Origin of the sequence: Streptomyces sp. NPDC026206 (assembly GCF_040638465.1) — a bacterium.
Lineage (GTDB): Bacteria > Actinomycetota > Actinomycetes > Streptomycetales > Streptomycetaceae > Streptomyces.
The window spans coordinates 150,313-176,671 of the sequence record NZ_JBEZYL010000011.1; the positions used below are offsets into that span (position 1 = coordinate 150,313).

General features: G+C 73.6%; 23 protein-coding genes. 13 read left to right on the forward strand and 10 right to left on the reverse strand.

Annotated features, from left to right (window positions below; genetic code table 11):
• Positions 1–35: 35 nt before the first annotated feature.
• Genes AB0F13_RS17785 through AB0F13_RS17825 form a run of 9 tightly spaced genes read left to right on the forward strand, consistent with a single transcriptional unit; the run spans position 36 to position 8,076 of the window.
• Complete coding sequence (locus AB0F13_RS17785) at positions 36–992, forward strand: LLM class F420-dependent oxidoreductase (protein WP_362082454.1); 957 nt, start codon at positions 36–38, stop codon at positions 990–992.
• A 38-nt stretch (positions 993–1,030) separates the two neighbouring features.
• Positions 1,031–2,848, forward strand: a complete 1,818-nt coding sequence (locus tag AB0F13_RS17790) for a thiamine pyrophosphate-requiring protein (protein WP_362082457.1) — start codon at positions 1,031–1,033, stop codon at positions 2,846–2,848.
• Positions 2,845–3,300, forward strand: coding sequence for a hypothetical protein (locus AB0F13_RS17795; RefSeq protein ID WP_362082460.1), 456 nt, complete (start codon positions 2,845–2,847; stop codon positions 3,298–3,300). The genes AB0F13_RS17790 and AB0F13_RS17795 overlap by 4 nt, the downstream gene beginning before the upstream one ends.
• A gap of 12 nt (positions 3,301–3,312) precedes the next feature.
• Positions 3,313–3,903, forward strand: a complete 591-nt coding sequence (locus tag AB0F13_RS17800; protein WP_362082463.1) for a gluconate 2-dehydrogenase subunit 3 family protein — start codon at positions 3,313–3,315, stop codon at positions 3,901–3,903.
• Positions 3,900–4,088: a hypothetical protein gene (locus tag AB0F13_RS17805; RefSeq protein ID WP_362082465.1), complete on the forward strand. Its 189-nt coding sequence runs from the start codon at positions 3,900–3,902 to the stop codon at positions 4,086–4,088. Before AB0F13_RS17800 ends, AB0F13_RS17805 begins: the two co-directional genes overlap by 4 nt.
• The gene (locus AB0F13_RS17810) at positions 4,085–5,755 is read left to right on the forward strand and encodes a GMC family oxidoreductase (RefSeq protein WP_362082468.1); all 1,671 of its coding nucleotides are present in this window, start codon (positions 4,085–4,087) and stop codon (positions 5,753–5,755) included. Before AB0F13_RS17805 ends, AB0F13_RS17810 begins: the two co-directional genes overlap by 4 nt.
• Positions 5,752–6,855 carry an enolase C-terminal domain-like protein gene (locus AB0F13_RS17815; protein ID WP_362082471.1) on the forward strand — a complete coding sequence of 368 codons (1,104 nt, stop codon included), beginning with the start codon at positions 5,752–5,754 and terminating at the stop codon, positions 6,853–6,855. The genes AB0F13_RS17810 and AB0F13_RS17815 overlap by 4 nt, the downstream gene beginning before the upstream one ends.
• 49 nt (positions 6,856–6,904) lie before the next feature.
• Positions 6,905–7,525, forward strand: coding sequence for a diguanylate cyclase (locus AB0F13_RS17820; RefSeq protein WP_362082474.1), 621 nt, complete (start codon positions 6,905–6,907; stop codon positions 7,523–7,525).
• Positions 7,522–8,076, forward strand: coding sequence for a type 1 glutamine amidotransferase domain-containing protein (locus AB0F13_RS17825; protein ID WP_362082477.1), 555 nt, complete (start codon positions 7,522–7,524; stop codon positions 8,074–8,076). The genes AB0F13_RS17820 and AB0F13_RS17825 overlap by 4 nt, the downstream gene beginning before the upstream one ends.
• Positions 8,077–8,080: 4 nt before the next feature.
• Here AB0F13_RS17825 and AB0F13_RS17830 read toward each other — a convergent pair whose 3' ends face one another.
• Together AB0F13_RS17830 and AB0F13_RS17835 are read right to left on the reverse strand one after the other, a co-directional pair.
• Positions 8,081–8,680, reverse strand: coding sequence for a TIGR03086 family metal-binding protein (locus tag AB0F13_RS17830; RefSeq protein ID WP_362082480.1), 600 nt, complete (start codon positions 8,678–8,680; stop codon positions 8,081–8,083).
• Complete coding sequence (locus AB0F13_RS17835) at positions 8,670–9,701, reverse strand: SDR family oxidoreductase (protein WP_362082483.1); 1,032 nt, start codon at positions 9,699–9,701, stop codon at positions 8,670–8,672. Before AB0F13_RS17835 ends, AB0F13_RS17830 begins: the two co-directional genes overlap by 11 nt.
• A 53-nt stretch (positions 9,702–9,754) precedes the next feature.
• Here AB0F13_RS17835 and AB0F13_RS17840 point away from each other — a divergent pair, with 53 nt between their 5' ends.
• Positions 9,755–11,233, forward strand: a complete 1,479-nt coding sequence (locus AB0F13_RS17840) for a phosphatase PAP2 family protein (protein ID WP_362082486.1) — start codon at positions 9,755–9,757, stop codon at positions 11,231–11,233.
• Here AB0F13_RS17840 and AB0F13_RS17845 read toward each other — a convergent pair.
• From AB0F13_RS17845 to AB0F13_RS17855, 3 genes are all read right to left on the reverse strand, one after another.
• Entirely contained in the window at positions 11,212–13,488 is a 2,277-nt protein-coding gene (locus AB0F13_RS17845; RefSeq protein ID WP_362082489.1) for an AMP-binding protein, read from the reverse strand. The two genes, AB0F13_RS17840 and AB0F13_RS17845, sit on opposite strands and share 22 nt — an antisense overlap.
• Before the next feature lie 158 nt (positions 13,489–13,646).
• A complete protein-coding gene (locus AB0F13_RS17850) occupies positions 13,647–14,417 on the reverse strand; it encodes a DUF998 domain-containing protein (protein WP_362082492.1) in 771 nt (256 codons plus the stop codon).
• A 10-nt stretch (positions 14,418–14,427) separates the two neighbouring features.
• Positions 14,428–15,285 (reverse strand): DUF6777 domain-containing protein, encoded by an 858-nt coding sequence (locus AB0F13_RS17855; RefSeq protein ID WP_362082495.1) that lies wholly within the window; start codon positions 15,283–15,285, stop codon positions 14,428–14,430.
• Positions 15,286–15,800: 515 nt separating this feature from the next.
• On the opposite strand from AB0F13_RS17855, the gene AB0F13_RS17860 reads away from it, so the two are divergent.
• On the forward strand, positions 15,801–17,102 hold the full coding sequence (locus AB0F13_RS17860) for a streptophobe family protein (protein ID WP_362082498.1): 1,302 nt from the start codon (positions 15,801–15,803) through the stop codon (positions 17,100–17,102).
• 48 nt (positions 17,103–17,150) lie between these two features.
• On the opposite strand, the gene AB0F13_RS17865 is transcribed toward AB0F13_RS17860, so the two are convergent.
• From AB0F13_RS17865 to AB0F13_RS17875, 3 genes are read right to left on the reverse strand one after another with little or no spacing between them, the layout of a single operon-like run.
• Positions 17,151–18,110 (reverse strand): serine/threonine-protein kinase, encoded by a 960-nt coding sequence (locus tag AB0F13_RS17865; RefSeq protein ID WP_362082501.1) that lies wholly within the window; start codon positions 18,108–18,110, stop codon positions 17,151–17,153.
• Entirely contained in the window at positions 18,107–18,730 is a 624-nt protein-coding gene (locus tag AB0F13_RS17870) for a hypothetical protein (protein WP_362082504.1), read from the reverse strand. Before AB0F13_RS17870 ends, AB0F13_RS17865 begins: the two co-directional genes overlap by 4 nt.
• Positions 18,731–18,737: 7 nt before the next feature.
• Positions 18,738–21,089, reverse strand: a complete 2,352-nt coding sequence (locus tag AB0F13_RS17875) for an FHA domain-containing protein (protein WP_362082507.1) — start codon at positions 21,087–21,089, stop codon at positions 18,738–18,740.
• A gap of 80 nt (positions 21,090–21,169) precedes the next feature.
• Here AB0F13_RS17875 and AB0F13_RS17880 point away from each other — a divergent pair, with 80 nt between their 5' ends.
• Together AB0F13_RS17880 and AB0F13_RS17885 are read left to right on the forward strand one after the other, a co-directional pair.
• A complete protein-coding gene (locus AB0F13_RS17880) occupies positions 21,170–21,601 on the forward strand; it encodes a gamma-glutamylcyclotransferase family protein (protein ID WP_362082510.1) in 432 nt (143 codons plus the stop codon).
• Positions 21,602–21,982: 381 nt separating this feature from the next.
• Complete coding sequence (locus tag AB0F13_RS17885; protein ID WP_362082667.1) at positions 21,983–23,713, forward strand: M4 family metallopeptidase; 1,731 nt, start codon at positions 21,983–21,985, stop codon at positions 23,711–23,713.
• A 70-nt stretch (positions 23,714–23,783) separates the two neighbouring features.
• Here the strand turns inward: AB0F13_RS17885 and AB0F13_RS17890 are convergent, their stop codons facing one another.
• Together AB0F13_RS17890 and AB0F13_RS17895 are read right to left on the reverse strand one after the other, a co-directional pair.
• The gene (locus AB0F13_RS17890; RefSeq protein WP_362082513.1) at positions 23,784–24,869 is read right to left on the reverse strand and encodes a hypothetical protein; all 1,086 of its coding nucleotides are present in this window, start codon (positions 24,867–24,869) and stop codon (positions 23,784–23,786) included.
• A 116-nt stretch (positions 24,870–24,985) separates the two neighbouring features.
• Entirely contained in the window at positions 24,986–26,332 is a 1,347-nt protein-coding gene (locus AB0F13_RS17895; protein ID WP_362082670.1) for a nitrate/nitrite transporter, read from the reverse strand.
• Positions 26,333–26,359: the final 27 nt, after the last annotated feature.

Genomic DNA, 26,359 nt, shown 5'->3' on the forward strand with positions numbered 1-26,359 from the left:
CAGCACACCGCGCGCGGCCCAGGAGGTGTCACCCGATGACCGAATACGGATACTTCCTGTCCTGCGAGGAGCACTCCCCGAAGGCTCTCGTCGAGCAGGCCCGGATGGCGGAACAGGCCGGGTTCACCTCCTTGTGGATCTCCGATCACTTCCATCCCTGGACCGGCGAGCAGGGGCACAGTCCCCTGGTGTGGTCGGTGATCGGGGCCGTCTCGCAGGCCACGTCGCTGCCGGTGGAGACCGCGGTGACCTGCCCGACCATGCGGTTGAACCCGGTGGTCACAGCGCAGGCCGCGGCCACCAGCGCCGTCCTGCTGAGCGGCCGGTTCCGGCTCGGGGTCGGCAGCGGCGAGGCCCTCAACGAGCACATTCTCGGCGACCGGTGGCCGCAGGCGCCGGTGCGGCTGGAGATGCTGGAGGAGGCCGTTCAGGTGATGCGGCTGCTCTTCGGGGGCGGCCAGGTCAGCCACCACGGCAAGCACTACACCGTCGAGAACGCCCGGCTGTACACACTGCCCGACGAGCCGGTGCCCATCGACGTTTCGGCGTTCGGGCCGGCGGCGACCGAGCTGGCGGCACGGATCGGCGACGGCCTGGTGACGATGGCGCCGGACGCGGAGGCGGTGGCCCGCTTCCGGCGGGGCGGCGGGGGGCAGAAGCCCGTCCTGGGCGGGGTGAAGGTGTGCTGGGGCCCGGACCGCGAGGAGGCCCTGGAGACCGCGCACCGGCTGTGGGCGGTGGAGCAGCTGCCCGGCGAGCTGAACCAGGTGCTGCCCACGCCGGCCCACTTCGAGCAGGCCGCCGAGCTGGTGACGCGGGAGCGGGTGGCCGCGAGCGTGACGTGCGGGGACGACGCCGACGCCCATGCCGGGGCGCTGCACGCCTACGCGGAGGCCGGCTTCGACCGGGTGCACGTCAATCAGATCGGCCCCGGTCAGCGGGGCTTCTTCGATTTCTACCGCACGAAGGTGCTGCCGCAGCTCGTCCGGTGAGGCCGCCACTACATGAGCGACGAGGTGGAGAAGAACGCATGAGTGAGCAGGTTTCCGACTACATCCTGGCGCGGCTGCGCGAGTGGGGCGTGGACCGGGTCTTCGGGTATCCGGGTGACGGCATCAACGGGCTGCTGGCGGCCTGGCAGCGGGCCGGTGACCAGCCGCGGTTCATCCAGGCGCGGCACGAGGAGATGGCGGCGTTCGAGGCCGTCGGGTACGCCAAGTTCAGCGGGCGGCTGGGGGTGTGCGTGGCGACGTCCGGGCCGGGCGCGATCCATCTCCTCAACGGCCTCTACGACGCCAAGCTCGACCATGTGCCGGTGCTGGCGATCGTGGGGCAGACGGCCCGCTCCGCGATGGGCGGCGCGTACCAGCAGGAAGTCGATCTGCACTCGCTGTTCAAGGACGTCGCCTCCGACTTCGTGGAGACGGTGACCGTGCCCGAGCAGCTGCCGAACGTGCTCGACCGGGCCGTGCGCACCGCCTACGGGCGCCGTGCGCCGACCGCCGTCATCGTCCACGCCGACGTGCAGGAGCTGGACTACTCGCCGCCCACGCACGCCTTCAAGATGGTGCCCTCCAGCCTGGACCGCAGCGGCTGGCAGTCGGTGCCCTCGGACGACGCGCTCAGCCGCGCGGCGGAGCTCCTCAACGCCGGGAGGAAGGTGGCGATCCTGGCCGGCCAGGGCGCGGCGGGCGCCCGGGGCGAGGTGGAGCAGGTCGCCGAGATCCTGGGTGCGGGCGTGGCGAAGGCGCTGCTGGGGATGGACGTGCTCAGCGATGAGCTGCCGTACGTCACCGGTTCGATCGGGCTGCTGGGCACCCGGCCCTCCTACGAGCTGATGCGTGACTGCGACACGCTGCTGACGATCGGTTCCAACTTTCCCTACTCGCAGTTCCTGCCGGAGTTCGGCAAGGCGCGGGCGGTGCAGATCGAGATCGATCCGCACATGGCCGGTCTGCGGTATCCGTACGAGGTCAACCTCATCGGCGACGCGCGCGCCACGCTGCTGCGGCTGATCCCGCTGCTGGAGCGCAAGGACAAGCGGGGCTGGCAGAGCGAGGTCATCGCCAATGTGGGGCGTTGGAAGGAGGTGATGCGGCGGCGGGCCGCGGTGAGCGCCGAGCCGGTCAACCCCGAGCACGTGGCGGCGGCGCTGTCGCCGTTGCTGCCCGACGACGCGATCCTCACCTCCGACTCCGGCTCGGTCGCCAACTGGTACGCGCGGCACATCACGATGCGCGGCACCATGCGGGGCTCACTGTCGGGCACGCTCGCGACGATGGGCTGCGGTGTGCCGTACGCGATCGGGGCGAAGTTCGCGCACCCCGACCGGCCGGTGGTGGCCCTGGTGGGGGACGGGGCGATGCAGATGAACGGCCTGGCCGAGCTGATCACGGTGGCCAAGTACCGGCATCAGTGGGAGGACCCGCGGCTGGTGGTCGGCGTGTGGAACAACCGGGACCTCAACCAGGTGACGTGGGAGATGCGCGCGATGGGCGGCTCCCCGCAGTTCCTGCCCTCGCAGGAGCTGCCGGACGTCCCCTACGCGGAGTTCGCCCGCTCCCTCGGTCTGACCGGCATCCGGGTGGAGAAGCCGGACGAGGTCGGGGACGCCTGGCGGGAGGCGCTCGCCGCGAAGGGTCCGGCGGTGGTGGAGTTCGTGACCGATCCGGCGGTGCCGCCGATCCCGCCGCACGCGGACTGGGACCAGATCGAGGCGACGGCCGCGGCCGTCCTCAAGGGTGACGCGGACCGCAAGGGCATGTTGCGGCAGGGCTTCAAGGCCAAGGTGCAGGAGTTCCTGCCCGGAAAGAAGAAGTCCGGTGGCCCGCAGGAGCGCGAGCCGTGACGGCCCGCCGCTTCCCCGGCCGGCGCGGCCCGGCCCGGCGCGCCCGTTACGACGTGCGGCACGGGCGGCTGCAGCGGTCGCTGTCGCTGCTGATGGCCGCCGGGTCGGCGGTGACGGCCGCGGAGATCTTCCTGGAGCACGACCGGGCCGGGTTCGGCAACCGCGTGATGTGGTGGCCGGTGCTGCTCGGCCCGGTGGGCATGGCGGCGGGCCTGGCCGGGTTCTGCGGCGAGCGGGCGGCGCGCACCGCGCTGCCGCTCGCCTCGGCGGCAATCGTCGCCAACGGCCTGCAGGGCACGTATCTGCACGTGCGCGGCATCGCCCGGAAGCCCGGGGGGTGGCGCATGGCCCGCTACAACGTCGAGCTGGGCCCTCCGCTGTTCGCCCCGCTGCTGATGAGCATGGTGGGTGGCATGGGGCTGCTGGCGAGCGGGCTGCGACGGGAGCGGTGAGGGGGTGAGGCGATGACGGGCGCACGGCTCGGCGAGGACGCCGGGGCGGCGGGCCGGGCGGGCACCTGGGACACCGCGACGGCCGGTGTGGTGCTGGCCCGGCTGGGGCCGCGGCCGCAGCCGCCGCTGAGCTTCTTCACCCCGGCGGAGGAGGCCGCGGCGGAGGCGCTGCTGGATCACCTGCTGGCCCGCTCGCCGAAGGATCCGCCGGTCCCGGTGCTGTCGGTGATCGACGAGCGGCTGGCCACCGGCCAGGGCGACGGCTGGCGGTACGCGGACGTGCCGGAGGACGGCGAGGCCTGGCGCCGCTCGCTGGCCGCCCTCGACGAGGACGCGAGGGTGCGGCACGCGGGGCGGGTCTTCGCCGGGATCGGATACGGCGACCGGGACCGGTTGCTGCATCACGTCCTGCACCTGGGTCCGCGCGACTGGTACGGGATGCCTGCGGCCCATGTGTGGTCGCTGTGGACCCGCTACGCCTGCGAGGCGTACTACGCCCACCCCTACGCCTGGGACGAGATCGGCTTCGGCGGGCCGGCCTACCCCCGCGGCTATCTGCGGCTGGGGCGCGGTGTGCGCGAGCCCTGGGAGGAGCCCCGGTGAGCGGCGCACGCGCGGCCGCCGGGCCGCAGACGACGACGAAAGCCGCACCACTGCGCCGCGCGGGCGGAGAAGCGAACCAGGAGATGCTGCGCGGCGCACGCGCGGCCGCTGGGCCGCAGACAATGACGAAAGCCGCACCGCTGCGCCGCGCGGGCGGAGAAGCGAACCAGGAGATGCTGCCGTGAGCGGCGGGGCGTGGTGGCGGACGCTGCGGGAGTCGGCGCGGCCGCAGGGCGAGGTGCGGCGCCGCAATGCCTCCGCCTGGCTGCCGCATGTGACGCGGCTGCGCCGGGACATGCGGCGCTTCGACGACGGCGACGAGGTGGACATGGCGGTCGTCGGCTGCGGTGCGGGCGGCGCCACCTTCACCCAGCGGCTCGCGCACGCCGGCTGGCGGGTGGTGTGCCTGGAGGCGGGCCCGTTCTGGGACCCGGAGAAGGACTGGGTCAGCGACGAGTGGGGCTCGCACCACCTGTACTGGAACGAGCCCCGGGTCGTGGGCGGTTCCCACCCCGTGCCGCTGGGGTCGAACAACTCCGGCCGGGGGGTGGGCGGTTCCATGGTGCACTTCGCCGGGTACGCGCCGCGCCTGCACCCTTCCGACTTCCGTACGCACTCGCTCGACGGCGTGGGCGCCGACTGGCCCCTGTCGTACGCGGACCTGAGGCCCTACTACGTGCGGCTGGAGCGCGAGCTGCCGGTGGCCGGCCAGTTCTGGCCCTGGGGGGACCCGCATCCACACCCGCATCCCCCGCATCCGGTGAGCGGCAACGGCGAGGTGATGCTGGAGGGCTGCGCCGCGCTCGGCATCGAGGCGCGCGTCGGCCCGGTCGCCATCGCCAACGGCCGCTTCGGCGACCGCCCACACTGCATCTACCGCGGCTTCTGCCTGCAGGGCTGCAAGGTCGACGCCAAGGCCTCGCCTTTGATCACGCATGTCCCCGATGCCATCGCGCACGGCGCGGAGATCCGCCCCGACGCGATGGTCACCCGCGTGGAGACCGACCGCGAGGGGCGCCGCGTGACGGGCGTGCGGTACGTACGCGGCGGGCGCGAGTACGTTCAGAGGGCCGCGGCGGTCGCGATCGCGGGCTACTCCATCGAGACGCCCCGCCTGCTGCTGAACTCCGCCAACGCCCGTTTTCCGGACGGTCTGTGCAACGACCACGACCTGGTGGGCCGTTATGTCATGGTGCAGGGCGCGCCGCAGACCGCCGGCCGCTTCCCCGACGAGATCCGCATGTACAAGGGCCCGCCGCCCGAGGTGAGCAGCGAGGAGTTCTACGAGAGCGATCCTTCCAAGCCCTACCGGCGCGGCTTCTCCGTCCAGACCGTCTCCCCGCTGCCCATCATGTGGGCCGAGCATGTGGCGGCGCAGGGCCACTGGGGCCCGGATCTGCGGCAGCGGATGACCGACTATGTGCACTGGGCGACGCTGGGCGCCCTGTGCGAGTTCCTGCCGCAGGCCGACAACCGCGTCACGCTGGCGGAGGAGAAGGACCGGCACGGGCTGCCCGTCGCCCGTTTCGACCACGGCCACTGCGCCAACGACGAGCTGCTGCTGGCGGCGGCGCGCGAGGTGATGGAGCGCATCCTCAAGGCCGCGGGCGCGACCGAGCTGATGACGGTGGAGCGTTACGCGCACCTGGTGGGCGGCTGCCGCATGGGGGCCGGGCCCGGGAAGGGCGTCGTGGACGGCGACCTGCGGTCGTTCGCGATCCCCAACCTCTTCGTCACCGACGGCAGTGTGCTGCCGACCCAGGGCAGTGCCAACCCGGCGCTGACCATCATGGCCCTGGCCGACCGGGCCGCGGCCCGGCTGGTCTCGCGGAGCTCCGGGAGGCCGTCATGACCTGCGAGTGGACCGTCGAGGCGCTGGAGGTGTCGGCCTACACCATTCCCACCGACGCCCCGGAGGCCGACGGCACCCTCAGCTGGGACTCCACGACCGTGGTGGTGGTCGAGGCGCGCTGCGGCCGGGAGAGCGGGCTGGGCTGGACGTACGGGCCCGCGGGCGCGGGCACGGCCGTCACCGGCCTCCTCGCCGACCGGGTCGTCGGCCGTGACGCCCTGGATGTGGCGGGCGCGAACGAGGCGATGTGCCGGGCGGTGCGCAACGCCGGGCGCCAGGGGCTGGTGGGGTGTGCCCTCTCGGCGGTGGACATCGCCCTGTGGGACCTCAAGGCGCGGCTGCTCCAGGTCCCGCTGGTCCGTCTGATCGGCGCGGTCACCGACGCCGTGCCGCTGTACGGTTCCGGCGGCTTCACGACGTACCACGACACGCACCTGGCCGCCCAGCTGAACAGCTGGGTGCACGGCCACGGCATCGAACGCATCAAGATCAAGATCGGTGAGTCCTGGGGCCGGGCCGTCCCCCGTGACCTCGACCGGGTGCGCCACGCCCGCCAGACCATCGGCCCGGACACCGCCCTGTACGTGGACGCCAACGGCGCCTACACCCGCAAGCAGGCGGTCCGGGTCGGGCAGGCACTGGCCGAGCTGGGCGTGGGCTGGTTCGAGGAGCCCGTCTCCTCCGACGACCTGGAGGGGCTGCGGCTGGTCCGTGACCTGTGCGCCTGTGACGTCGCGGCCGGCGAGTACGGCTACGACCTGCCCTACTTCGCCCGGATGGCTCCCGTCGTCGACTGCCTCCAGGCGGACGCCACCCGCTGCGGCGGTCTCACCGGGTGGCTGCGGGCCGCGGCCGTCGCCCAGGGCGCCGGGCTGGAGGTCTCGGCCCACTGCGCCCCGCACGTGCACGCCCACGTCGCGGCCTGCGTGCCCAACCTGCGGCACATCGAGTGGTTCCACGACCACGCGCGCATCGAGGCGGCCTATTTCACCGGCGCCCTCGACCCGTCCGGCGGAACGGTCCGGCCGGGCGCGGCCGGGGAGCCGGGGCACGGGATGCGCTTTCGGCACAAGGAGGCGGCCGCCCATCGCGTCCTGTGAGCCACCCCGTTCCCCCCTTTGTCCGTACGACCGAGGAGTCAAGGACCGCATGACCGATGTCGAGGACGCCACGACCCGGTATCTGATGTACGGCGTGCTGCCCGGTTGGTTCCTGCCCGGGATCGCCGACTGGGCCATGCACCGCCGCACCCGTATCGAGGAGACGTCGGGTCTCAAGGAGTCGGTCATCCACTCCCTGATGATGGCCGAGGTCGGGGTGCCCCTGGCGCTGACCTTGCTGTGCGAGGTCAATCCCCTGCTGATGAGCGTGCAGTTGGGTGCGACGGCCGCGCACGAGGCCACCGCCCTGTGGGACGTGCGCACGGCGGTGCGCAGCGACCGCGAGGTCACACCGGTCGAGCAGCACATCCACAGCTTCCTGGAGACCCTGCCCTTCGCCGCGCTGGCCTCGCTGATGTGCCTGCACCCCGACCAGGTCCGCTCCCTGCTGCGCGGCGGCCGGGGCGACCCGTGCGCGTGGCGGCTGGTTCCGCGCCGGCCTCCGCTGCCCCGCACCTACCTGGCCGGGATCGGCGTGGGGGTCGCGGCGTTCGTGGCGCTGCCGTACGCGGAGGAGCTCGTGCGGTGCGTGCGCGGGGCGTGCGGGCGCAGGAAGGACCGGAAGGCCGGCAGGAAGGCCGGGAATCGCATGGAAAGGAAGTCATCATGAAGGTCGCGTTCCTTGTGGCGCCCGAGGGCGTCGAGCAGATCGAGCTGACCACCCCCTGGAAGGCGGTCGAGGAGGCCGGCGGCACGCCGCAGCTGGTGTCGACGAAGTCCGGGAAGATCCAGGCGTTCCACCATCTCGACAGGGGCGACACTTTTCCCGTCGACAAAGTGGTGGGCGAGGTGGGGGCGTCGGAGTACGACGCCCTGGTGCTGCCGGGCGGGGTGGCCAACCCCGATTTCCTGCGCATGGACGAGCGGGCCGTGGCCTTCGCGCGGGACTTCTTCGGCGCGGGCAAGCCGGTAGCGGCGATCTGTCACGCGCTGTGGACGCTCGTGGAGGCGGATGTGCTGCGCGGCCGCACCCTGACGTCGTGGCCCAGCTTGCGGACCGACATCCAGAACGCGGGCGGGTCCTGGGTGGACGAGCAGGTCAAGGTGTGCACGGGCGGCCCCAACACCCTGATCACCAGCCGTAAGCCGGACGATCTGCAGGCGTTCTGCGAGGCGTTCACCGACGAGTTCGGCAAGGCCCGTGGGGGCAGCGGCGGCTGACGGGTCAGGGCTCGCGGCCGAGCTGGGCGAGGAGCCGCTGCCATGAGTCCGCGTCCGGCGGCGGCTCCACCGGTTCGGCGAACAGGCCCGAACCGGAGAGGCCGCCGGCGTAGGGCTCGACCTCGTGCCGGGTGAAGTCGACGAGGGCCTTCGAGGGGTGCTCGTCGGCGCCGATTGCGCGGGAGAGGTCCCAGGCGTGCACGACCAGGTCGGCGACCATCTGCGTGCAGTAGGCGTGGGCGGCGGTGGTCCCGTACGACAGCTGCACCGTCCGGCTGAGGGCGCCGCGGGCGTGGAAGGCCTCGCGGGCCGCGGAGGCCGCCTCGTCCCAGGCGGCCACGGGATCCTCGCCCAGCTGGTCGCCGTCGAAGGCGTCGCCCACGTCCTCGATGGCCGCCCCGTCCAGCAGGGGCGGCACCCACAGCTGTTCGACGGTGAGGTGGTTCACCAGTTCGCGCACGTTCCAGTCGGTGCACGGCGTGGCCGCCTCCCACTGACCGGACCGGACGGCGTGCACCCGGTCGGTGAACAGTTCGAGCGCCTCGCCGTGCCGGGCCAGCAGCGTCCGCCTCCTGGCGTCGGTCAGGTCCTTGTCACCGGTCATGGCACCCATGGTCCGTCCGCATGCGGGCCGCCGCGAACGCTGCGGCGGCGAATGCCGCGCCGGCGGCCAGGGCGTTGCGATGCTCGGAGAGCCACGGCTGCGCGCCGCGGCCGTGGGCCTGCCCGTCGAAGTCGCCGTGCGCGCCGTAGTCGTGGCCGCCGTCGCCGTCGGCGGGGTGCCACAGGTTCACCGGGGGCAGGTCGGGAAGGGGGTCGGGGCGCTGCTGCGCGGCGTACGCCGTGCGGGCGAGGTAGCGGTCCAGCAGGCCGGGGACGACGGCGTTGGCGAGGAGGGTGGCGACCGTGCTGCCGCCGACCCAGTACTCGCGGCGGCGCGGGTGGGCGGCGGCGTGGACGATGGCGCGGGCGGCGAGCTCGGGCTCGTAGACCGGTGCCACGGGCCGGGGCCGGCGCGGCAGCCGGCAGAGCACCCAGTCGAACTGCGGGGTGTTCAGGGCGGGCAGCTGCACCATGGTGGTGCGGACCTTGCTGCGCTGGTGGAGCAGCTCGCAGCGCAGGGACTCGTTCCAGCCCTGGATGGCGTGCTTGGCGCCGCAGTACGCGGACTGCAGCGGGATGCCCCGGTAGGCCAGCGCCGAGCCGACCTGGACGATGGTGCCGTGGTCGCGCGGGAGCATGCGGGACAGGGCTGCGTGGGTGCCGTACACATAGCCCAGGTAGGTGACCTCAGTGACGCGCCGGAACTCGTCGGGTTCGATCTCGACGAAGGGCGCGAAGACTCCGGCGAAGGCGTTGTTGACCCAGACGTCCACCGGCCCGAAGATCTCCTCCACCCGGTCCGCCGCCTCGGTGACGGCCCGGTGGTCGGCCACGTCCACGCTCAGCGCCAGCGCCTCGCCGCCGGCCCGTCGCACGTCCTCGGCCGCGGCCTCCAGTCCCTTGTGGCCGCGGGCCAGCAGGGCGACGCAGGCGCCGCGGGCCGCGAAAGCCCGGGCCGTGGCCCGGCCCACACCGCCGCTCGCCCCGGTCACCACCACCACGGAGGGCTTGTTTCGCTTCATCACCGCCGCCGAGTACCCGCATCGCTGGAGGACAAACGGGGTACCCGTCGCGCATGCGAAGGACGTTGAGTACATGGGACCGCTCCGTTTTCCGGCGGGTCGCCGAGCGCCACTGGCCCGGCGGCGACCGCGTCCTGCCCCGGCTGTCGCACGCCGCCGACCACGGGGTGCTGTGGTTCGCGGTGGCCGCCGGGGCGGCGGCCCTGGGAGGGCGGCCGGCACGGCGCGCGGCGCTGCGCGGGGTGGCCTCATTGGCCGTCGCGTCCGCGACGGTCAACACCATCGGCAAACGGTCGGTGCGGCGCGGCCGGCCGTTGCCGGACGCCGTGCCCGTGGTGCGCCGGCTGATCCGGCAGCCGTTCACCACGTCCTTCCCGTCCGGGCACTCGGCCTCGGCGGCCGCGTTCGCCGCGGGCGTGATGCTGGAGAAGGGCACGTGGGGCCTGGCCCTGGCGCCGCTGGCGGCGGCCGTGTGCTTCTCCCGCGTCTACACCGGCGCGCACTATCCGGGTGACGTCGTGGCCGGGGCGCTGCTCGGCGTCGGTGCGGCCTTCGCGGTGCGCGGCGTGGCGCCCACCCGCTCCCAGCTCGCTCCCCCGGCCCGGCCCCGCGCGGACGCCCCGGCGCTGCCGGACGGCCGGGGCCTCGTCGTGGTCGCCAACAGCGGGTCGGGGCAGCGGGCGGCAGCGGCCCGGCCGGACCCGGCGCAGGTGCTGCGGTCGGCCCTGCCGCGGGCCGAGATCGTCGAGTGGCACGAGGGGGCCGACGGGCACCCCGGGCCGCTGGCCGCCGCGCTGGAGGCGGCGGCGTCCCGGGCGGTGGAACTGGGCGGCGCACTGGGGGTCCTGGGCGGGGACGGCACCGTCAATGCGGCGGCGGCCGCCGCGATGCGGCACGGGTTGCCGCTGGCCGTCCTGCCCGGCGGCACCCTCAACCACTTCGCCTACGACCTGGGCATCGAGTCCATGGCGGACGCCTGCCGGGCGATGGAGGCCGGGGAGGCGGTGGCGGTCGACGTGACGCGGTTCGGCCGCAACGGCTGTTTCCTGAACACCTTCAGCATCGGCGCGTACCCCGAGTTCGTGCGGGTGCGTGAGCACTGGGCGCCCCGGATCGGCACCTGGCCGGCGGGGCTGCCGGCCGCGGTCCACATCCTGCGCACCGCCCGGCCGGTGCGACTGCGCGTCGACGGCCGGGAGCGGCGGCTGTGGATGCTCTTCGCCGGCAACTGCACGTACCACGGTCTGGGCCTGGCCCCGGTACGCCGGCACGACCTGGCGGACGGGGTCCTGGACGTCCGCATGGTCCACGGCGGCCGGCTGGCCCGCACCCGCCTGCTCGTGGCCGCCCTGACGGGAGGCCTCAAGCACTCGCCGGTGCTGAGGACGGCGCGGGTGCGGCAGCTGCACGTCGCGGAGATCGGCGCCGGTTCCCATCTGGCCTACGACGGCGAAGTCGCGCCGGCACCACGGGAGCTGAGCCTGACCAAGGTGAACGAGGCGCTGGTGGTCTACCGGGTGCCGGACGAGTGAGGGGGCCGGCTGCTTCCGCGCTCCGCGTCCACGACGCAGGCGAGCGTCTCGCGGTAGACGTCCTCGACCTCGCGCAGCCGCTCCCCGTCCACTCGCCGCCCGTCGGCCTCCAGGTCCAGGCCGAGCAGCTGGGTGAAGGGGTCCTTGGTGAACTCCACCCGTAGCGCGGTGCCGGTGTGCACCCGGGTCTTGGCATCCAGCAGCTCGAGCTCCGTGGCGGCCACCAGTTCCTCGAAGCCGTGGAAGTCCGTGTGGGCGAAGATGACGTCGGTGACCTCGCGCAGCCCGGCGAGGCGCCCGGCCGTGGCGTAGGGGAGGTGAGGGGCGGCCGCCAGCTCGCGTTCCTTGTCCTGGACGGCGCGGATCAGCTCGCCCCAGCCGCGGCCGCCGACGGGCAGCCGGTAGGGCACGACGTTCAGCTGGATGCCGATCGCCCGGGTGCCGCCCTCCTCCGGCCGGTCGTCGGACTCGACGGCCAGGACCACCTCGTCGCGTCCGGTGAGGGCGGCCAGCGCCCGGGCGTGCACGGCGAGGAGGACGTGCCGCAGGCAGGCGTCGTGCTTGCGGGCGACGGCGTCGAGCGCCTCGGACCGGCCGGGGGTGATGTCGACGCCGCCGAAGAGCGTCCGCCCTTCGCGCGCCGCCGCTGGTCCGCCGGCCTGCGGCAGGAGCGTGGGCCGCAGGCCGGCCAGTTCCCGGGACCAGAACTCCCGGGCCAGGGGGTCGTCCAGCGCCTGCCGCTCCCGGGCGACGCAGTCGGCGAAGCGGTGGGCCGGGCGGGGGACGGGTGGCTTCCGGCCGCCGTCGCGCAGGGCCCAGAAGTCGGAGAGGATCTCGGTGATCAGTGACGACTCGCTTCTCCGGTCGAGCAGGGCGTCAGGGAAGCCGATGCAGAACACGAACTCCTCGTCCTCGACGAGGAGGGCGTGGAATCGCGCCAGGGGAGGCTTTGCCCAGTCGTACGGCCGGCTGCGTTCCGGCCCGGGCCAGGCGGCGAGTTCCGCGTCGCGCCGGTGCCAGGGCAGTGGGCGCAGGTCCCGCACGCCCACCTCGGCCCCGGCCCCGCGGTGCACGAGCTGCAGCGGCTGCGAGTAGCCCCCGAAGTGGAAGGATGTCCGCAGGATGTCGTGCCGGGCGATGGCGCGGGAGACCGCACGGGTCAGGGCGTCGTGGTCGTAGGGCGCCGCGAGGCGGAACATGAACAGGTCGCACGAGGTGGCCGTGGAGCCGCTGCGGGCGCCGTGCGGCAGCAGGCGCGCCTGCAGGGTGCTGAGCGGGTAGGCGTCCTCGATGCCGGCGGCCGGCGGCAGACGTTCGAGGTCCCGGGCGGGGGCCAGGGCGAACGGTTCGGTGCCTGCCGCCGCCCGGGCCGCCCCGGCCAGGGTGATCAGCTGGGGGGATTCGTCGCCGTGCGCGGCCTTCCACGGTTCGAGGGCGGGGGCGTGCGGGGCCTGTCCGCCGAAGACCACGCATTTGAGCGGCAGTGGGTCGCCGGCGCGGGCGTCCTCGGCGATCAGCCGCTCGAAGGCGGCGGGGCTCCGGCTCAGGTGGACGGTCACCCGCTCCGCGCGCAGTAGCTCGTGCAGGGCTCGCGGGTCCTCGGCGGCCTCCTGCGGCACGACGAGCGCGCAACCGCCGTACAGCAGCGCCCCCCACATCTGCCAGGCCCAGACGTCGGGGGCGCAGGAGTGGGACAGCGCCCATATGTCCTCGCTGCCGAAGCCGTAGCGGCGTTCGGCTTCGGCGAACAGGCGCAGGACACTGCCGTGCGAGACCTGCACCCGCCGGGGCCGGCCGGTGGTGCCGGGAGGGAAGAGGAGGTACGCGGGGGCCTCCCGCCCGACGGCGGCCGCCGGCTCCGGCCGCTGCGGGACGGGCGGCACTTCGGCGTCCGTCCGTATCACCGTGGGCCCGCCCGGCAGCCGCCCCGTGTCCCGCGTGGTGATGACCACCGGCGGCGCGGCGTGCTCCAGGATGAGCTCGAGCCGCGCCCGGGGCGACGCCGGGTCCAGCGGCACGTACGGCGCCCCCGTCCGCAGCACGGCCAGCGCCGACGCCACCATGTCCGCCGACCGCTCCAGCAGGATCCCCACGGGCCGGCCCGGTTGCGCTCCGCGGCACCGGAGCGCGGCCGACAGCGCCCGCGCCCGCGCGTCCAGTTCCCGGTAGGTCACCGATCGCGACCCGTCGCGTACCGCGACCCGCGTGGGAAAGGCACGTACCGCGGCCGCGAAGCCCTCGGTCAGGCTGCCCACGGCGGCCGGGGCTCCGGCAGGCGTCCCGCCATGCTCCTTCAACCCTTGACCTCCGGGGAGTTCGGGCCGCCCGGGCCCGGTCGCTGTGGGGGCGGAGCGACGCGGTCACGTGCGCTCGCGCGAAACGTACCGCTCACCGCCCGTGCCGTGGAGGGGCTTCACGGGGATGCCCGGGCCGGCTCCGCTTCGTCCGGGGGCCGCACGCGCCGGGCGGCCGCGCGCAGCACCGCCGCGAGCAGGACGAACCACACGCCGACGAGCAGCAGATGGGCCCGCTGCGTCATTCCGTGCCAGCCCGGCCGCCCGAACAGCGGCCCTACCGTGGCCAGTGCCGTCAGCAGGGCGCTGCCCAGCACCCACGGTCCCCAGCGGCGCAGCAGCGGGCGCGGGGAGCCGCCGGTGGCCGCCGCGGCGACGAGCAGGGCCATCGAGGCGAACAGTGCGGCGTGCACCAGGGCGCTGGTCGTCGTGTGCCAGGGGTTGACGGCCTCGCAGGGGCTCTCCACCGAGGGCGCGCAGCGCATCGGCACGATGACGTCGGCCACGGAGGAGGCGCCGAAGGCGACGAGCGACCACCAGCCGGCCGCCGCCAGCCGGCCGGGCACCGCGCGGCGCGCCAGCAGCGCGCCCGCGACCACGAGGACCGCGGCGACGATCTCGATGCCGCCGAAGAACGCGTGGAAGGGCTGGTCGGCGGCGTAGAGCTCGCTGACGTACGAGTGCCTGGCGTCCAGGCCGGTGGGCAGGACGAATTCCAGCACCCAGTCGTTGTAGACCACCGCCGCCGTGATCAGCAGCAGCGGCGCCCACAGCTCGCGCGGGCGGCCCGCCCGGCGGATTCCGCCGGGCGGGCGGCGCGGCCCGGCCCGTCGGCCCGGCCGGTCGAGGTCGACGGCGGCCTGGCGGAGGACGGCGGACGGGTCACGCATCGGCCGGATCTCAGTTCGGGCGCAGGGGAGGGGCTCCGTACGCCGGCGGCGGGGAGGGCGGCCCGGGGGGTTTCGGAGAAGGCGCCGTGGAGGACGGCGACTTCGAGGGCGACTGGCTCGCCGGCGAGGAGGCCGACTGCGAGGGGGCCGTGGGCACGCCGTCCTTGGGCGGGGCCACCAGCCGGTCGTCCTCGCCCTTGCTGCCGGTCGGACGCTCGAACCACTGCTGGTTCTCGGTGTCGTAGAGGACGAGCGCCTCCAGGTCCGATTCGGCCGGTTTGATTGCGACCAGGCCGGACGACCGGTAGCCGGGCCAGTGGTCGCCCTTGGCCGTCAGCGACCCCTTCACAGCGGTCGGCGCCCCGAGCGGGTTGCCGCACGCGCAGCGCACCCGGGGCGCGCCGTGCTCGTCGACGAGCACGGCCGTGCCGGCCTGCAGGACGGACTGGAAGCTGGTGACGGAACCGTCCTGGTAACCGTGGTTGGTCACCCTGGTGTCGGCGCGCAGCGCGACGGGAGTCAGGCCTCGCAGGAAGGTGGCCAGGTCGCTCGGACCGATGCTTGCCGCTCCCGCGAAGGCGCGGGCCTTGGCCTGGTCCTGCTTCAGGTAGCCGATCTGGCGTTCGACATCGCAGCTGGCGTTGTTGCGGGTGCCGCCGTAGATGCCGGGCGTCGAGCCCTGGACGGAGCGGACGCCGCTGCCGGTGCCCCTGGGCTCGGCGGGGGCGGCGCTCGCCGCGCTCCCGTAGCCCTTCGCCGTCGACTGGGTGAAGGGGTCCTTGCCCTCGGCCGACGCGGCCTGCAGAAAGACTTCTCCGCCCCCGCCGCTCTGACGGAAGAAGAAGACCGCGACCCCGGCGGCCACCACGACGGCGCCCGCGATGAGCGCGGTCCGGGAGCGCCACCAGGGTGAGCGGCGGCCCGGGCCCTCACCCGGCGTCCCGCGTGCACCCGACGGTGGGGCGGGTGGGCCCGGCGGCTGCGTGGGGCCGGACGGCCGGCCCGGCCCGCCCGACGGCTGTGCCGTCAGGTCCGGCCGGGTCGGTTCGCGTTCTTCTGATGGCCCGGGAGGCTCCGGGCCCCGTCCCGACAGGGGGCCTGACGGAGGACCAGTGGGGCGTTTTCCTGACGGCGGTTCGGACGACACGGCCCTTCTCCTACGTTTGATTCATCCCTTTTTACCGCCCCTGCGCTCATTGTGTGTCGCAGACCCGCGCGCCCCGCAAGCGGGCGTACGGGTCACTGCGGCACGTCTTCCCCCGTCAGGTCCGCCGAATCCCCGCGATTCCCCCGGCCGCCCGTGCGGACGGGTGGTGCGGCAACCGGGGGCTTACGTTGGGCTGAACCCGCCATACCGGCCACCGTCGACCGTCCGGAGACAGCGTGAGTCAGCCACAGACGCCCCGCCCGGCCCCGGCGCGCGAGCTGCGCGCCTGGTGGGACGCGCTGGTGGCGGTGGCCGCAGGTGTCGCCGCCATGTTCGCCGTCGCCGCCCTGGGCCTGTGGGCGGCGGGCGCCGGCGGGCTGCCGGACGGCGCGTTCCTCCCCGTGGTCGCGGCCACCGTCGTCTCCGCCGTGGGCGGCACCGTCGAACTCTCCGGCGGCGCGGGCTTCCTCGGCAGCACGGCAGGGGGCCTGGAGGTCGTGCCGCTCTCGGTGACCCTGGCCGGCGCCCTGGCGCTCGCCGTGGTCTTTCTGCTGCCCCTGCGCCATCACGCGGTGGCGAGGGGGGCCGCGCTGCCGGCCCGGGTCGCCCGTACGGCCGTGTTGTGGCTGGTGGCGGTGGCGCTCATCGCGCTCGCGGCGCGGCACACCTTCCGCATCAAGGTCGGCGAGGACATCATCGACGAGCTCGGTGAGGCGCTGGGCGCGACGCCCACCGTGGGATTCCGCGCGGCCGTGGGGCCGACCCTCGGTTACGCGCTGCTGTGGCTGCTGGTGCTGCTGGCCGTGGCCGTCGCGGTGTCCCGCAAGGCCCCCCTGCCCACGCGGCTGCTGCGCTTCCAGGACGCGGTCCGCCCGGCGGCCTTCGCGATGCTGGTGGTCCTGCTGGCCTACGCGGTGCTCGGCGCGGTGACCGGGCTGGTCGTGGCCCTCACCCGCGGCCACCCGGGCCAGACGTTCGCCGTGTTGCTGCTGGGCCTGCCCAACCTCGCCTGGATGGGCCTGGGCACCGGTCTGGGCGGGGCCTGGGAGGGCCGGGTCCCGGGCGCCGACATCGGACTGCCCGTGCCCAAGCCCGTGGCCGCGGTGCTGCGGGAGAACGGCGACGGGCCCGCCACGCTGGACCTGGCCTCCCTCTCCTCCTACGACGGGCGCGCCTGGCTGCTGGTGCCCCTGGCCGCGCTGGCGCTGCTCGCGGCCGGCTTCGTCTCGGCCGTGCGCTCACCCGCCGGCACCCGCCCCTGGCGGCACGCCGTACGGCTCGCGATCGCGGTGGCACTGACCCTCCTGGTCGTCGGCCTCCTGACGCGCGTCTCGGCGCGCCTGGGTCTGTCCCTCCTCGGCATCGGCGACCTGGGCGACGACTTCGGCGGCAACGTCTCCCTCCAGGCACGCCTGCTGCGGCTGGCGGGCCTCGGGCTGCTGTGGGGGTTCCTCGCCGGTTTCCTGGGCAGCGTGGCCGCACTGCGGGTACGGAGGCGTGGCGAGGCGGACCTCTCCCCTACCGGCCCCTTCCCGTGACCGGGGCTCCGCCCCAACCCCCGGGTCCGGAGGGGCGCCATCCCCACGTCACGGAAACACCGGCGCCGCCCACTCCGGAGGCCCCGGCGGGGGCTCCGGGTCCACCCACCCCGCCCGCCCGGCCCGCCGCAACGCCGTCACGAACGCCAGACAACTGTCGTAGCGGTCGTCCGGGGCCTTGGCCAGCGCCGTCGCCAGAACGTCGTCGACCCCCTCCGGAAGACCCGGCCGGCGCTCGGACAGCGGCGGCGGCGGATCGTACTGATGGGCCCACAGCAGCGCCATGTCGTCGTCGCGCTGGAACGGCGGCGCACCGGTCAGCGTCTCGTACACCACGCAGGCCAGGCTGTAGACGTCGCAGCGCCCGTCGACCGGCTTTCCGGAGATCTGCTCGGGGGCGACGTAGTCGAGCGTGCCGACGAACTGGCCCACCCGGGTGTACCCGGTCAGCGAGAGCGACTTCTTCGTCAGCCCGAAGTCGGTCAGGTAGACGTGCTCGGGGTGGTCGCTGTCGGTGCCCTCGGCGACGAGGATGTTTCCGGGCTTGACGTCCCGGTGCACCAGCTCGTGCGCGTGGGCGGCGTCCAGGGCGGACGCCACCTGACCGGCGATCCGCGAGGCGGTGGGCAGGGGCAGCGGCCCCTCGCGGTCGAGGAGGGCCCGCAGGTCCTGCCCGGCCACGTAGCGCATGGCGATGTACAGGACGCCCTCGACCTCACCGGCTTCGAACACCGGGACGATGTGCGGGTGGTCGATGGCGGCGGCCACCCGCGACTCGTGCGCGAAGCGGTCGCGGAAGGTGTCGTTGCGGGCGAGTTCGGGCGCGAGCAGCTTGAGGGCGACCGTGCGGCCCAGGCGCAGGTCCGTGGCGCGGTAGACGACGGCCATGCCGCCGCGCCCGATCTCGCTCTCGATGCGGTAGCCGGCGATGCGGCGGCCGGTCAGGCCCTCCGGTCCGGCGCTGAGCGTGGCGTCGGGGCGGGCGCGGTGGTCGTCGGCGGCCGTCATCGGGCCTCACCCCTGCCGGTGTGGGGAGGGCGGTCCGGGGCGGGGCTGTCCAGCCGGGTGGCCTCGGCGGGGACGGGGCCCGGGGCGGCTTCCGGGGCGGCCGGGGCGGGCCTGTGCGCTGCGAAGGTCGTCATGGCCGTGCCGTCGCAGTAGCACCAGCGGTCGTGCTCGGCGTCGTAGAGCCAGACCGCCTCGCCCTCGACCACCGCCCCGGTCCGCAGCCCCTGGGTGGTACGGCGGAACGTCTCTCCGTCCATGCCGCCCGCCGCCAGTTCCTCCACGGCCCGCCGGTACCGCGCCAGCGTCTCCTCGGCCCCGGCCAGCAGCCGCTGGGCGTCGGCGGTGCGCACCAGCGGTCCGCCCGCCGGGGGCGGGCTCTGCGGGAGGGCGACCAGCAGCCGGGCGTCGACCCAGGCCGCCCAGCCGTTGGAGCACAGCACCTGCCCCCAGTCACCGAGCCGGCTCAGCAGCTGCACGGGCAGCAGCGGGTCCAGCGCCTCGGTGGGCACGGCGGCGTCCGGGGCCGTCCAGGTGGGCAGCCCGTCCCTGGGCACCACGTGGGTCGGCAGAAAGCCGGGGACGCCCGAGGTGGCGTCGAAGGGGGCTCCGGGCGCGTTCACGGTCCGCTCACTTCCGCATGATCGCGGGCTCGTGGCGGCGCAGCAGGCGGGCGACGAGGAGGCCGAGGGCGGCCGAGAGCAGCACCATCATGCCCATGTCGAGGAGCCAGGTGCCGGCCTGGTGGGCGAAGAGCGGATCGGTGGTCTGCTTGCCCGGTACGAGGTGCCCGAGGTCGAGCGTGGCGCCCATCGCCGCCAGGGCCCAGCGGGCGGGCACCAGCCACGACAGCTGTTCCAGCCCGGGCACGCCGTGCAGCTTGAGCAGCGCACCGCAGAAGACGACCTGGACGATGGCGAGGAGCACCAGCAGCGGCATGGTGACCTCCTCCTTGCGCACCAGCGCCGAGACCAGCAGGCCCAGCATCATGGCGGTGAAGGAGAGCAGCGCCACGGCCAGGGTGATCTCGGCCAGGGGTGGCAGCAGCACCCCCTTGCCGCCGGGCGCGCCGGTGTCCACCCCGGCGAGCCCGACCAGGGTCAGCACCACCGCCTGGACGACGGTGATCACGCCGAGGACGAGGATCTTCGACATCACGTAGGCGGATCTGGACAGGCCGACGGCCCGTTCCCGCTGGTAGATCACGCGTTCCTTGACCAGCTCGCGCACGGCGTTCGCCGCGCCGGTCAGTACGCCGCCCACGCACAGGATCAGCAGCGCGTTCATGGCGTTGTCCGCGGTCAGCCTGCTGCCGGCCAGGGCCCGCGCCATGGCGCCCATCACGAAGGGCAGCGCGATCATGATGGCCAGGAAGGTCCGGTCGGCGGTCAGGGCCGCGGTGTAGCGGCGCATCAACGTGCGCAGCTGGCCGCCCCAGCTCTGGGCCTTCACCGGCTCCAGGGCCGTGACGTGGGCCGCGGCCCCGCCGTGCACCGGCTGCTCGCTGGCGGCGGCGATGTAGCGGTCGTGGTGGGGCGAGGTGCGGTACTCCCCCGCCCAGTCCCGGGCCCTGTCGTTCTCGAACGCCTCGAATGCCTCGGGCCATTGGCTGAAGCCGAAGAAGGCGAGGGAGTCCCGGGGCGGTCCGTAGAAGGCGGTGCGCCCGCCGGGGGCGAGGACCAGCAGCCGGTCGCAGACCTCCAGGCTCAGCACGCTGTGGGTGACGACGATGACGGTGCGGCCGTCGTCGGCGAGCGCGCGCAGCATGTTCATCACGGAGCGGTCCATGCCGGGGTCGAGGCCGGAGGTCGGCTCGTCGAGGAAGAGCAGCGAGGGCTTGGTCAGCAGCTCCAGGGCCACGCTGACGCGCTTGCGCTGGCCGCCGGAGAGGCTGTGGATGGGCTGGTTCGCGCGCTGTTCCAGGCCCAGTTCGCCGATCACCTCGTCCACGCGCGCCTGGCGTTCGGCCTTGGCGGTGTCGCCGGGGAAGCGCAGCTCGGCGGCGTAGCGCAGGGCGCGGCGCACGCTGAGCTGGGCGTGCAGGATGTCGTCCTGCGGTACGAGCCCGATGCGCGCCCTGAGCTCGGCGTAGTCGCGGTACAGGTCGCGTCCGTCGTAGAGCACGGTGCCGCGGTCCGCGGGGCGCTGCCCGGTCAGGGCATTGAGGAGCGTGGACTTGCCGGCGCCGCTCGGTCCTACGACCGCGAGCAGGCACTTGGCCTTCACCGGGAACGAGACGTCGTCCAGGAGGGTCTTGCGTCCCTTGTCGACCGCGACGGAGAGTTCCTGGACGTCCAGGGACACCTCGCCGGTGTCGACGAACACCTGCAGCTGGTCGCCGACCAGGCAGAAGTCGGAGTGGCCGATGCCGACGATGTCGCCGGGGGCGAGGGGGGCGCGCCGGACGGTGCGGCCGTTGAGGTAGGTGCCGTTGTGGCTGCCGACGTCCACGATCTCGTAGCCGCCGGCCGGGAGGGTGCGCAGTTCGGCGTGGTGCCGGGAGACGATCAGGTCGTCGACGACGAGGTCGTTGTCGGGGCCGCGGCCGATCCGTACGGTGCGGACGGGCAGCGGGTGTACGGAGGTGGGCCGGCGGAAGGTGCCGGTGGCGGCGGGATGCGCGACGGAGGAGGGCCGGTCGGCGGGGTGCGGCCGGATTCCGGTGACGACGGCGGCGGGGCCGTCGGCGGGGTTGCCGAAGCGGACCACGCTGCCCGGGCCGACGTCCACCTCGTGCACGCGCCGGCCCTCGGCGTAGGTGCCATTGGTACTGTCGCTGTCCTCCAGCCTCCAGTGGTCCGCCACCGGGCGCAGGACGGCGTGGTGCCAGGAGACGCGTGCGTCCCGCAGCACGATGTCGCTCGAAGGGTCGCGCCCCACGTGGTAGATCCGGCTCGGACTCATCACCTGCGAGCCGCCATCGGCCTCGACGACGAGTTCGGGGGCGGAGGACGCGGAGGGCACGACAGACCGCTCTCCCATAGGTACCAGGTTACGGCCGGATGCCGGAGCCCGCCTTCCGGCGGACGAGGCGGACGAGGCGCGGAGGAACGGAGCCCGTGGTGAGCGCGCAGGACATTCCCGGGTCCGGGCAGCTGCCCTTCTTCGTCTACGGGACGCTGCGCCCGGGGCGGTGCAACCACGACCGCTTCCTGCGCGGCCGCACGGTCGCCGAGGTGCCGGCGAGGATGCGGGGCGCGGTGCTGTACGAGGGGCCGGGGTATCCGTACGCGGTCGTGGACCGGGCCGGGGAGGTGCGCGGTGAGTTGATCACTGTGGACCGTGGCGCGTACGGCCGGGTGCTGTCCGCGCTCGACGAGCTGGAGGGCCACCGGCCGGGCGATCCGCGCAATCTTTACGAGCGCGTCGCGTGCGAGGTGGTCGTCGAGGGGGACGGCACTGTGCGCGGGTGGGTCTACCTCGCGGCGGAGCGGGTGGCGCGGCGGCTGCGGGCGGCCGGCACCCGGGTTCCGGGCGGCGACTGGGCGGGCTGACGGCGGCCGCGTCTCACATAGTGATCACCTCCCCAACCCCGGCAACCCCTGGGGTCGTTGCCCCGTCTTGACTGCCGGTGGGACAGGATGTCGTCTTCCCGTCACGGACTGTTGGTGATGTGTAAACAACATATCAACTGTTCGGATATTTCCGCACTTTGCTCTTTTCATGCGCATGCCAATACGTGCATGGTCATCCACGGGACCGCAGGTCCCCGTGGTACGGCGGCGCCGGACCGCGTTGCGCAGGCGGTCCGGCATGCCGGACCGCCCCCATGACAAAGGGCGCTCACAGTGCGTACATCCCCCACATCCTCCATATCGGACTCCTCCCGCAGACGGATCGTCACGGTCGCCGTCGCCGTCGCCGCCGCGGCGACCATGGCCGCCACCACCACGGCTTTCGCGCTCCCGTCCGCGAACGCGGCGACGGCTCCGGCGGCTTCGGCCGCCTCCCCGGTGTCCGGGGAGGACATCGTGAAGGCGGCGCGCGCCGCCGCCGTCGCCAACTCCAAGGCCACCGGTGTCACCGCGTCGGACACGCTCAAGGTCAAGGACACTCTCGTCGACCCGGAGGGCAAGCGGCACGTCCGGTTCGAGCGGACCCACCGCGGCGTCACCGTGATCGGCGGCGACCTGGTCGTCCACCTCGACGCCAAGAACGCCTACACCGGCGCGACCCGGGCCACGAACCGCCAGGTCTCCGTCCCCACCGTCACCCCGAAGCTGAGCGCCGGGCAGGCCGCCGCCAAGGCCACCGCGTCGGCGGGCGGCACCGCCGGTGCGGCCGAACTCGTCGTGGACGCCCGCGCCGACGACGCCGTCCTGGCCTACCGGGTGACCGTCACCGGCAGCCGTGACGCCGAGGCGGGCGCGGCGCGGTCCGTGGTCGTCGACGCCGCCTCGGGCAAGGTCATCAGCAGCACCCCGCACAGCGACGCCTTCATCTCGCCGAAGCTCAAGTCCACGCTGCGCGCCCAGGGGCAGCAGGCCGCCCCGCGCACCGCCGGGCCCGCCGCCCCCGGCCCGGCCAGGCCCGCCGCGGGCTCCTTCCCCGCACCGGCGAACGGCACGGGCGCCTCGATCTTCGCGGGCAACGTGCCGCTGATCACCACCCAGACCGCCAAGAGCTCCTTCACCCTGAAGGACCCCGGTCGTGGCAACGGCGAGACCAGGAACGCGGGCCGCAAGGAGCTGGAGACCTTCGCGAGCGGCAAGGCCTTCACCGACACCGACAACAAGTGGGGCAACGGCACCGCCGGCGACCTGACCAGCGCGGCGGTCGACGCCCAGTACGGCATCACCAGCACCTTCGATTACTACAAGAAGACGTTCGGCCGCAACGGCATCAACAACGACGGTGCGGGCCCGCACGCCCTCGTCCACTACGGCAACAAGGTCGGCAACGCCTTCTGGTCCCCCGACTGCGCGTGCATGCTGTACGGCGACGGCGACGGAGAAACGTTCAAGCAGCCGCTGGTCGCGCTGGACGTCACCGGGCACGAGCTGAGCCACGGCGTCATCGAGGCCACGGCCAAGTTCGAGCCCACCCGCGTCGACGAGCAGGGCAACCAGTACGGTGAGGCCGGCTCCCTCAACGAGTCCTTCGCCGACATCTTCGGCACCGGTGTCGAGTTCGCCACCAACAACGCGGCGAACCCGCCGAACTACCTGCTGGGCGAGAAGCTGGGCCTGGAGCAGAAGTTCCTGCGCCGCCTGGACAAGCCGTCCCTCGACAAGCTCGAGGGCACCGTCGACTACTGGGACGAGGGCTCCTACGACCGCGAGGTGCACGCCGGTTCCGGCGTCTCCTCCCACGCCTTCTACCTCCTGGCCGAGGGCAGCGGCAAGAAGACGGCCGGAGGCGTCACCTACGACTCCCCCACGTACGACGGCTCGAGCGTCACCGGCATCGGCCGGGCGAAGTCCGAGCAGATCTTCTACCGGGCCCTGACCCGCTACATGGTCTCCACGACCGACTTCCACGAGGCCCGGACCGCCACCCTGCAGGCGGCCGCGGACATCTACGGCGCGGGCAGCACGGAGTACAGGACCGTCGACACGGCATGGGCCGCGGTGAACGTCACCGCGGCGAACACACCGAAGCACTGACGACGAAGGCCACGGACGGCTACGCCTCCGTGGCCTTTCGCCTTCATTGAGCCGTTTGCGCTGGACGCGGTTACGTGGCCTGCTTGCCGCCCCGGATCGCGAACGGCAGGTTCTGCGAGAAGAAGGACATGTCACCGTTGCCCACCGTGACCCCGGTGTCCGCACGGGCGACGTCGCGCGGGGCGGAACGGGCCACGGCGACCGTCAGCCGGTAGACGGCGGTGGCACCCGGGGCGAGCGGCGCCTTGGCCACCGGGCGCAGGGTGGCACTCATGCCGGGGTCGCAGCCGCCGGCGAGCAGGGGAACGTCCGCCCACCCGTGTCCCTGCCGGTACTGCCGCAGCGTCAGGTCCTTGGGCGTCAGGGCGTGGTCGCTGCCGGCTCCGTAGGCGAAGTAGAAGGCGTTCAGGGCCGGGTAGGCCCGGTTGGTGGTGTTCTTCACCGTGACCGTGACGGCGCGCGAGGGGCCTCCGCGCTCCAGGGTGGTGCCCTGCTTCCAGCCGACGACGCCGACCTCGGGCCGGGTCGCGGTGGTGGTGCGGGCGGGGGCGCGGTAGGTGTGGCCGCGCCCGTCCTCGACGGAGGCGGCGACGGTAAGGGTGCCGGGCCGGTCGAGGTCCTGCAGCCGCAGCGCGATGGTGTGGGGGTGCCCGGCGTCGGCGCCCTTGGCGGTGACGGGGAAGGTGAACGTGCCGCGGGTGGGCCTGCTTCCGCCACCGGGGCCCGTGTCCAGGTCGGCCCAGCGACGGTTGGCGGCGTCGTAGCGCTGCACCGTGAGGGAGTCGGTGCTGAAGCCCCGGCTGGTGACGTCCAGGCGCACCTTGCCCCCGGAGACGGGCGTACGCAGGGTGACGGCGGAGGACGACCACAGGCCGATCGGCAGCTGGGAGTCCACGCGGTAGGCGATCTTCTGCGTGGAATTCCCGGCGGCGGCCGGTGCCGGTACCGCCGTCGGCTCCTTTGCCGGTGCGGCGGGCGCGGACGCGCCGCCCGCGGCGGGGCTGTCACAGCCGGACCGGCCCTGTGTGCCGTCCGCGGCCTGTCCCGGCGCGGCCGCCCCCATGGTGAGTGCCAGCCCGGCCGCCAGCGCCGCCACGGTTCTCGCGGCGGACTTCCGCGCCCTCGACGACCGCTGTTGTGCGACTTCTCGTGTCATTTACCGTCCCCGCATATGGGTTGGTCCCGCACATCCGTACGCCTCTGTTCCCAGAGAGCGCCTTCCACAGCTGATGGTTCCCCACGGGGCACGGAAATCCCACGTTGTTCGTGGGCTCAGACGCTGCGCGCGCCGCCGCGCAGGTAGACCGCCCAGGTCAGCGCCAGGCACAGCACGTACAGGCCCAGAAAGGCCGTGTACGCCGCCTCGCCCGTGCCCTGCGTCGCGAAGGCCTGGCGGAAGGCGAGGTTGATCAGGACGCCGCCGAGGCCACCGACCGCCCCGGCGATGCCCATCAGCGCGTTCGCGTGCTGGTGCGAGCGTTCCTCCGCGGTCCGCTCGTCCATGCCCTCCCGCGTCCATCGACGGGCCGCACGGCGGAAGATGCCGGGGATCATCTTGTACGTCGAGCCGTTGCCGATGCCGCTGAAGACGAAGAGCAGCCCGAAGCCGGCCAGGAACAGCGCCGCCGATCCGTCCCGCGAGGCCAGCAGGACGAGCACGGTGCTCGCCGCCATGGCGATGAAGTTCCAGAACGTGACGCGGGCGCCTCCCCACCGGTCGGCCAGCAGCCCTCCCACGGGCCGCACCAGCGAGCCCAGCAGCGGCCCGAGGAAGGTCAGGGACGCGGCCCGCACCGGCGTCGGGAAGTCACCGGGGAACTGCACCAGCAGGACCTGTCCGAACGCGAAGCCGAAGCCGATGAACGAGCCGAACGTGCCGATGTAGAGCACGGACATCACCCAGGCGTGGGGGTCGCGGCTCACCTCGCGCAGGGGCCGCCCGGCGGGAGCCGTACGCGGCAGTTTGTCCATGCGCAGGACGGCGGCGAGCGCCGCCAGCACGATCAGGGGCATGTAGGCGAGCGGCAGGAGCCGGGGGTGGGCGGCGCCTGCGGTGGACAGGACCAGCAGGCCCAGCAGCTGGACGGCCGGTACGCCGAGGTTGCCGCCGCCCGCGTTGACGCCCAGCGCGCGCCCCTTGAGGCGCTGCGGGTAGAAGGCGTTGATGTTGGCCATCGAGGAGGCGAAGTTCCCGCCGCCCAGCCCCGCCACGGCCGCCACGGCGAGCAGCGTGGTGTAGGACACGCCGGGTTCGAGGACGTAGGCGATGAGGGCGGTGGGGATCAGCAGGGCGAGCGCGCTGACGACGGTCCAGGTGCGGCCGCCGAAGACCGTCACCGCGACGGTGTAGGGCAGCCGCAGCGCGGCACCGACGAGGGTCGGCACCGCGGTCAGCAGGAACTTGCCGGCCGGGTCGATGCCGTACTCCGGTCCGAGGAAGAGCACCAGGACCGACCACAGGCTCCACACGGAGAAGCCGATGTGCTCGCAGAGCACGGAGTACACGAGGTTGCGGCGGGCGGTGCGGGCGCCGGTGGTCTCCCAGAAGAGGGGGTCCTCCGGCCGCCAGTCGTCGATGTGGTGGGGGCGCGCCGCGGCGGGCGGCGGGGGGTGCCCCAGGGCGCGGAGAGCGGGGTTCGTGGTCAC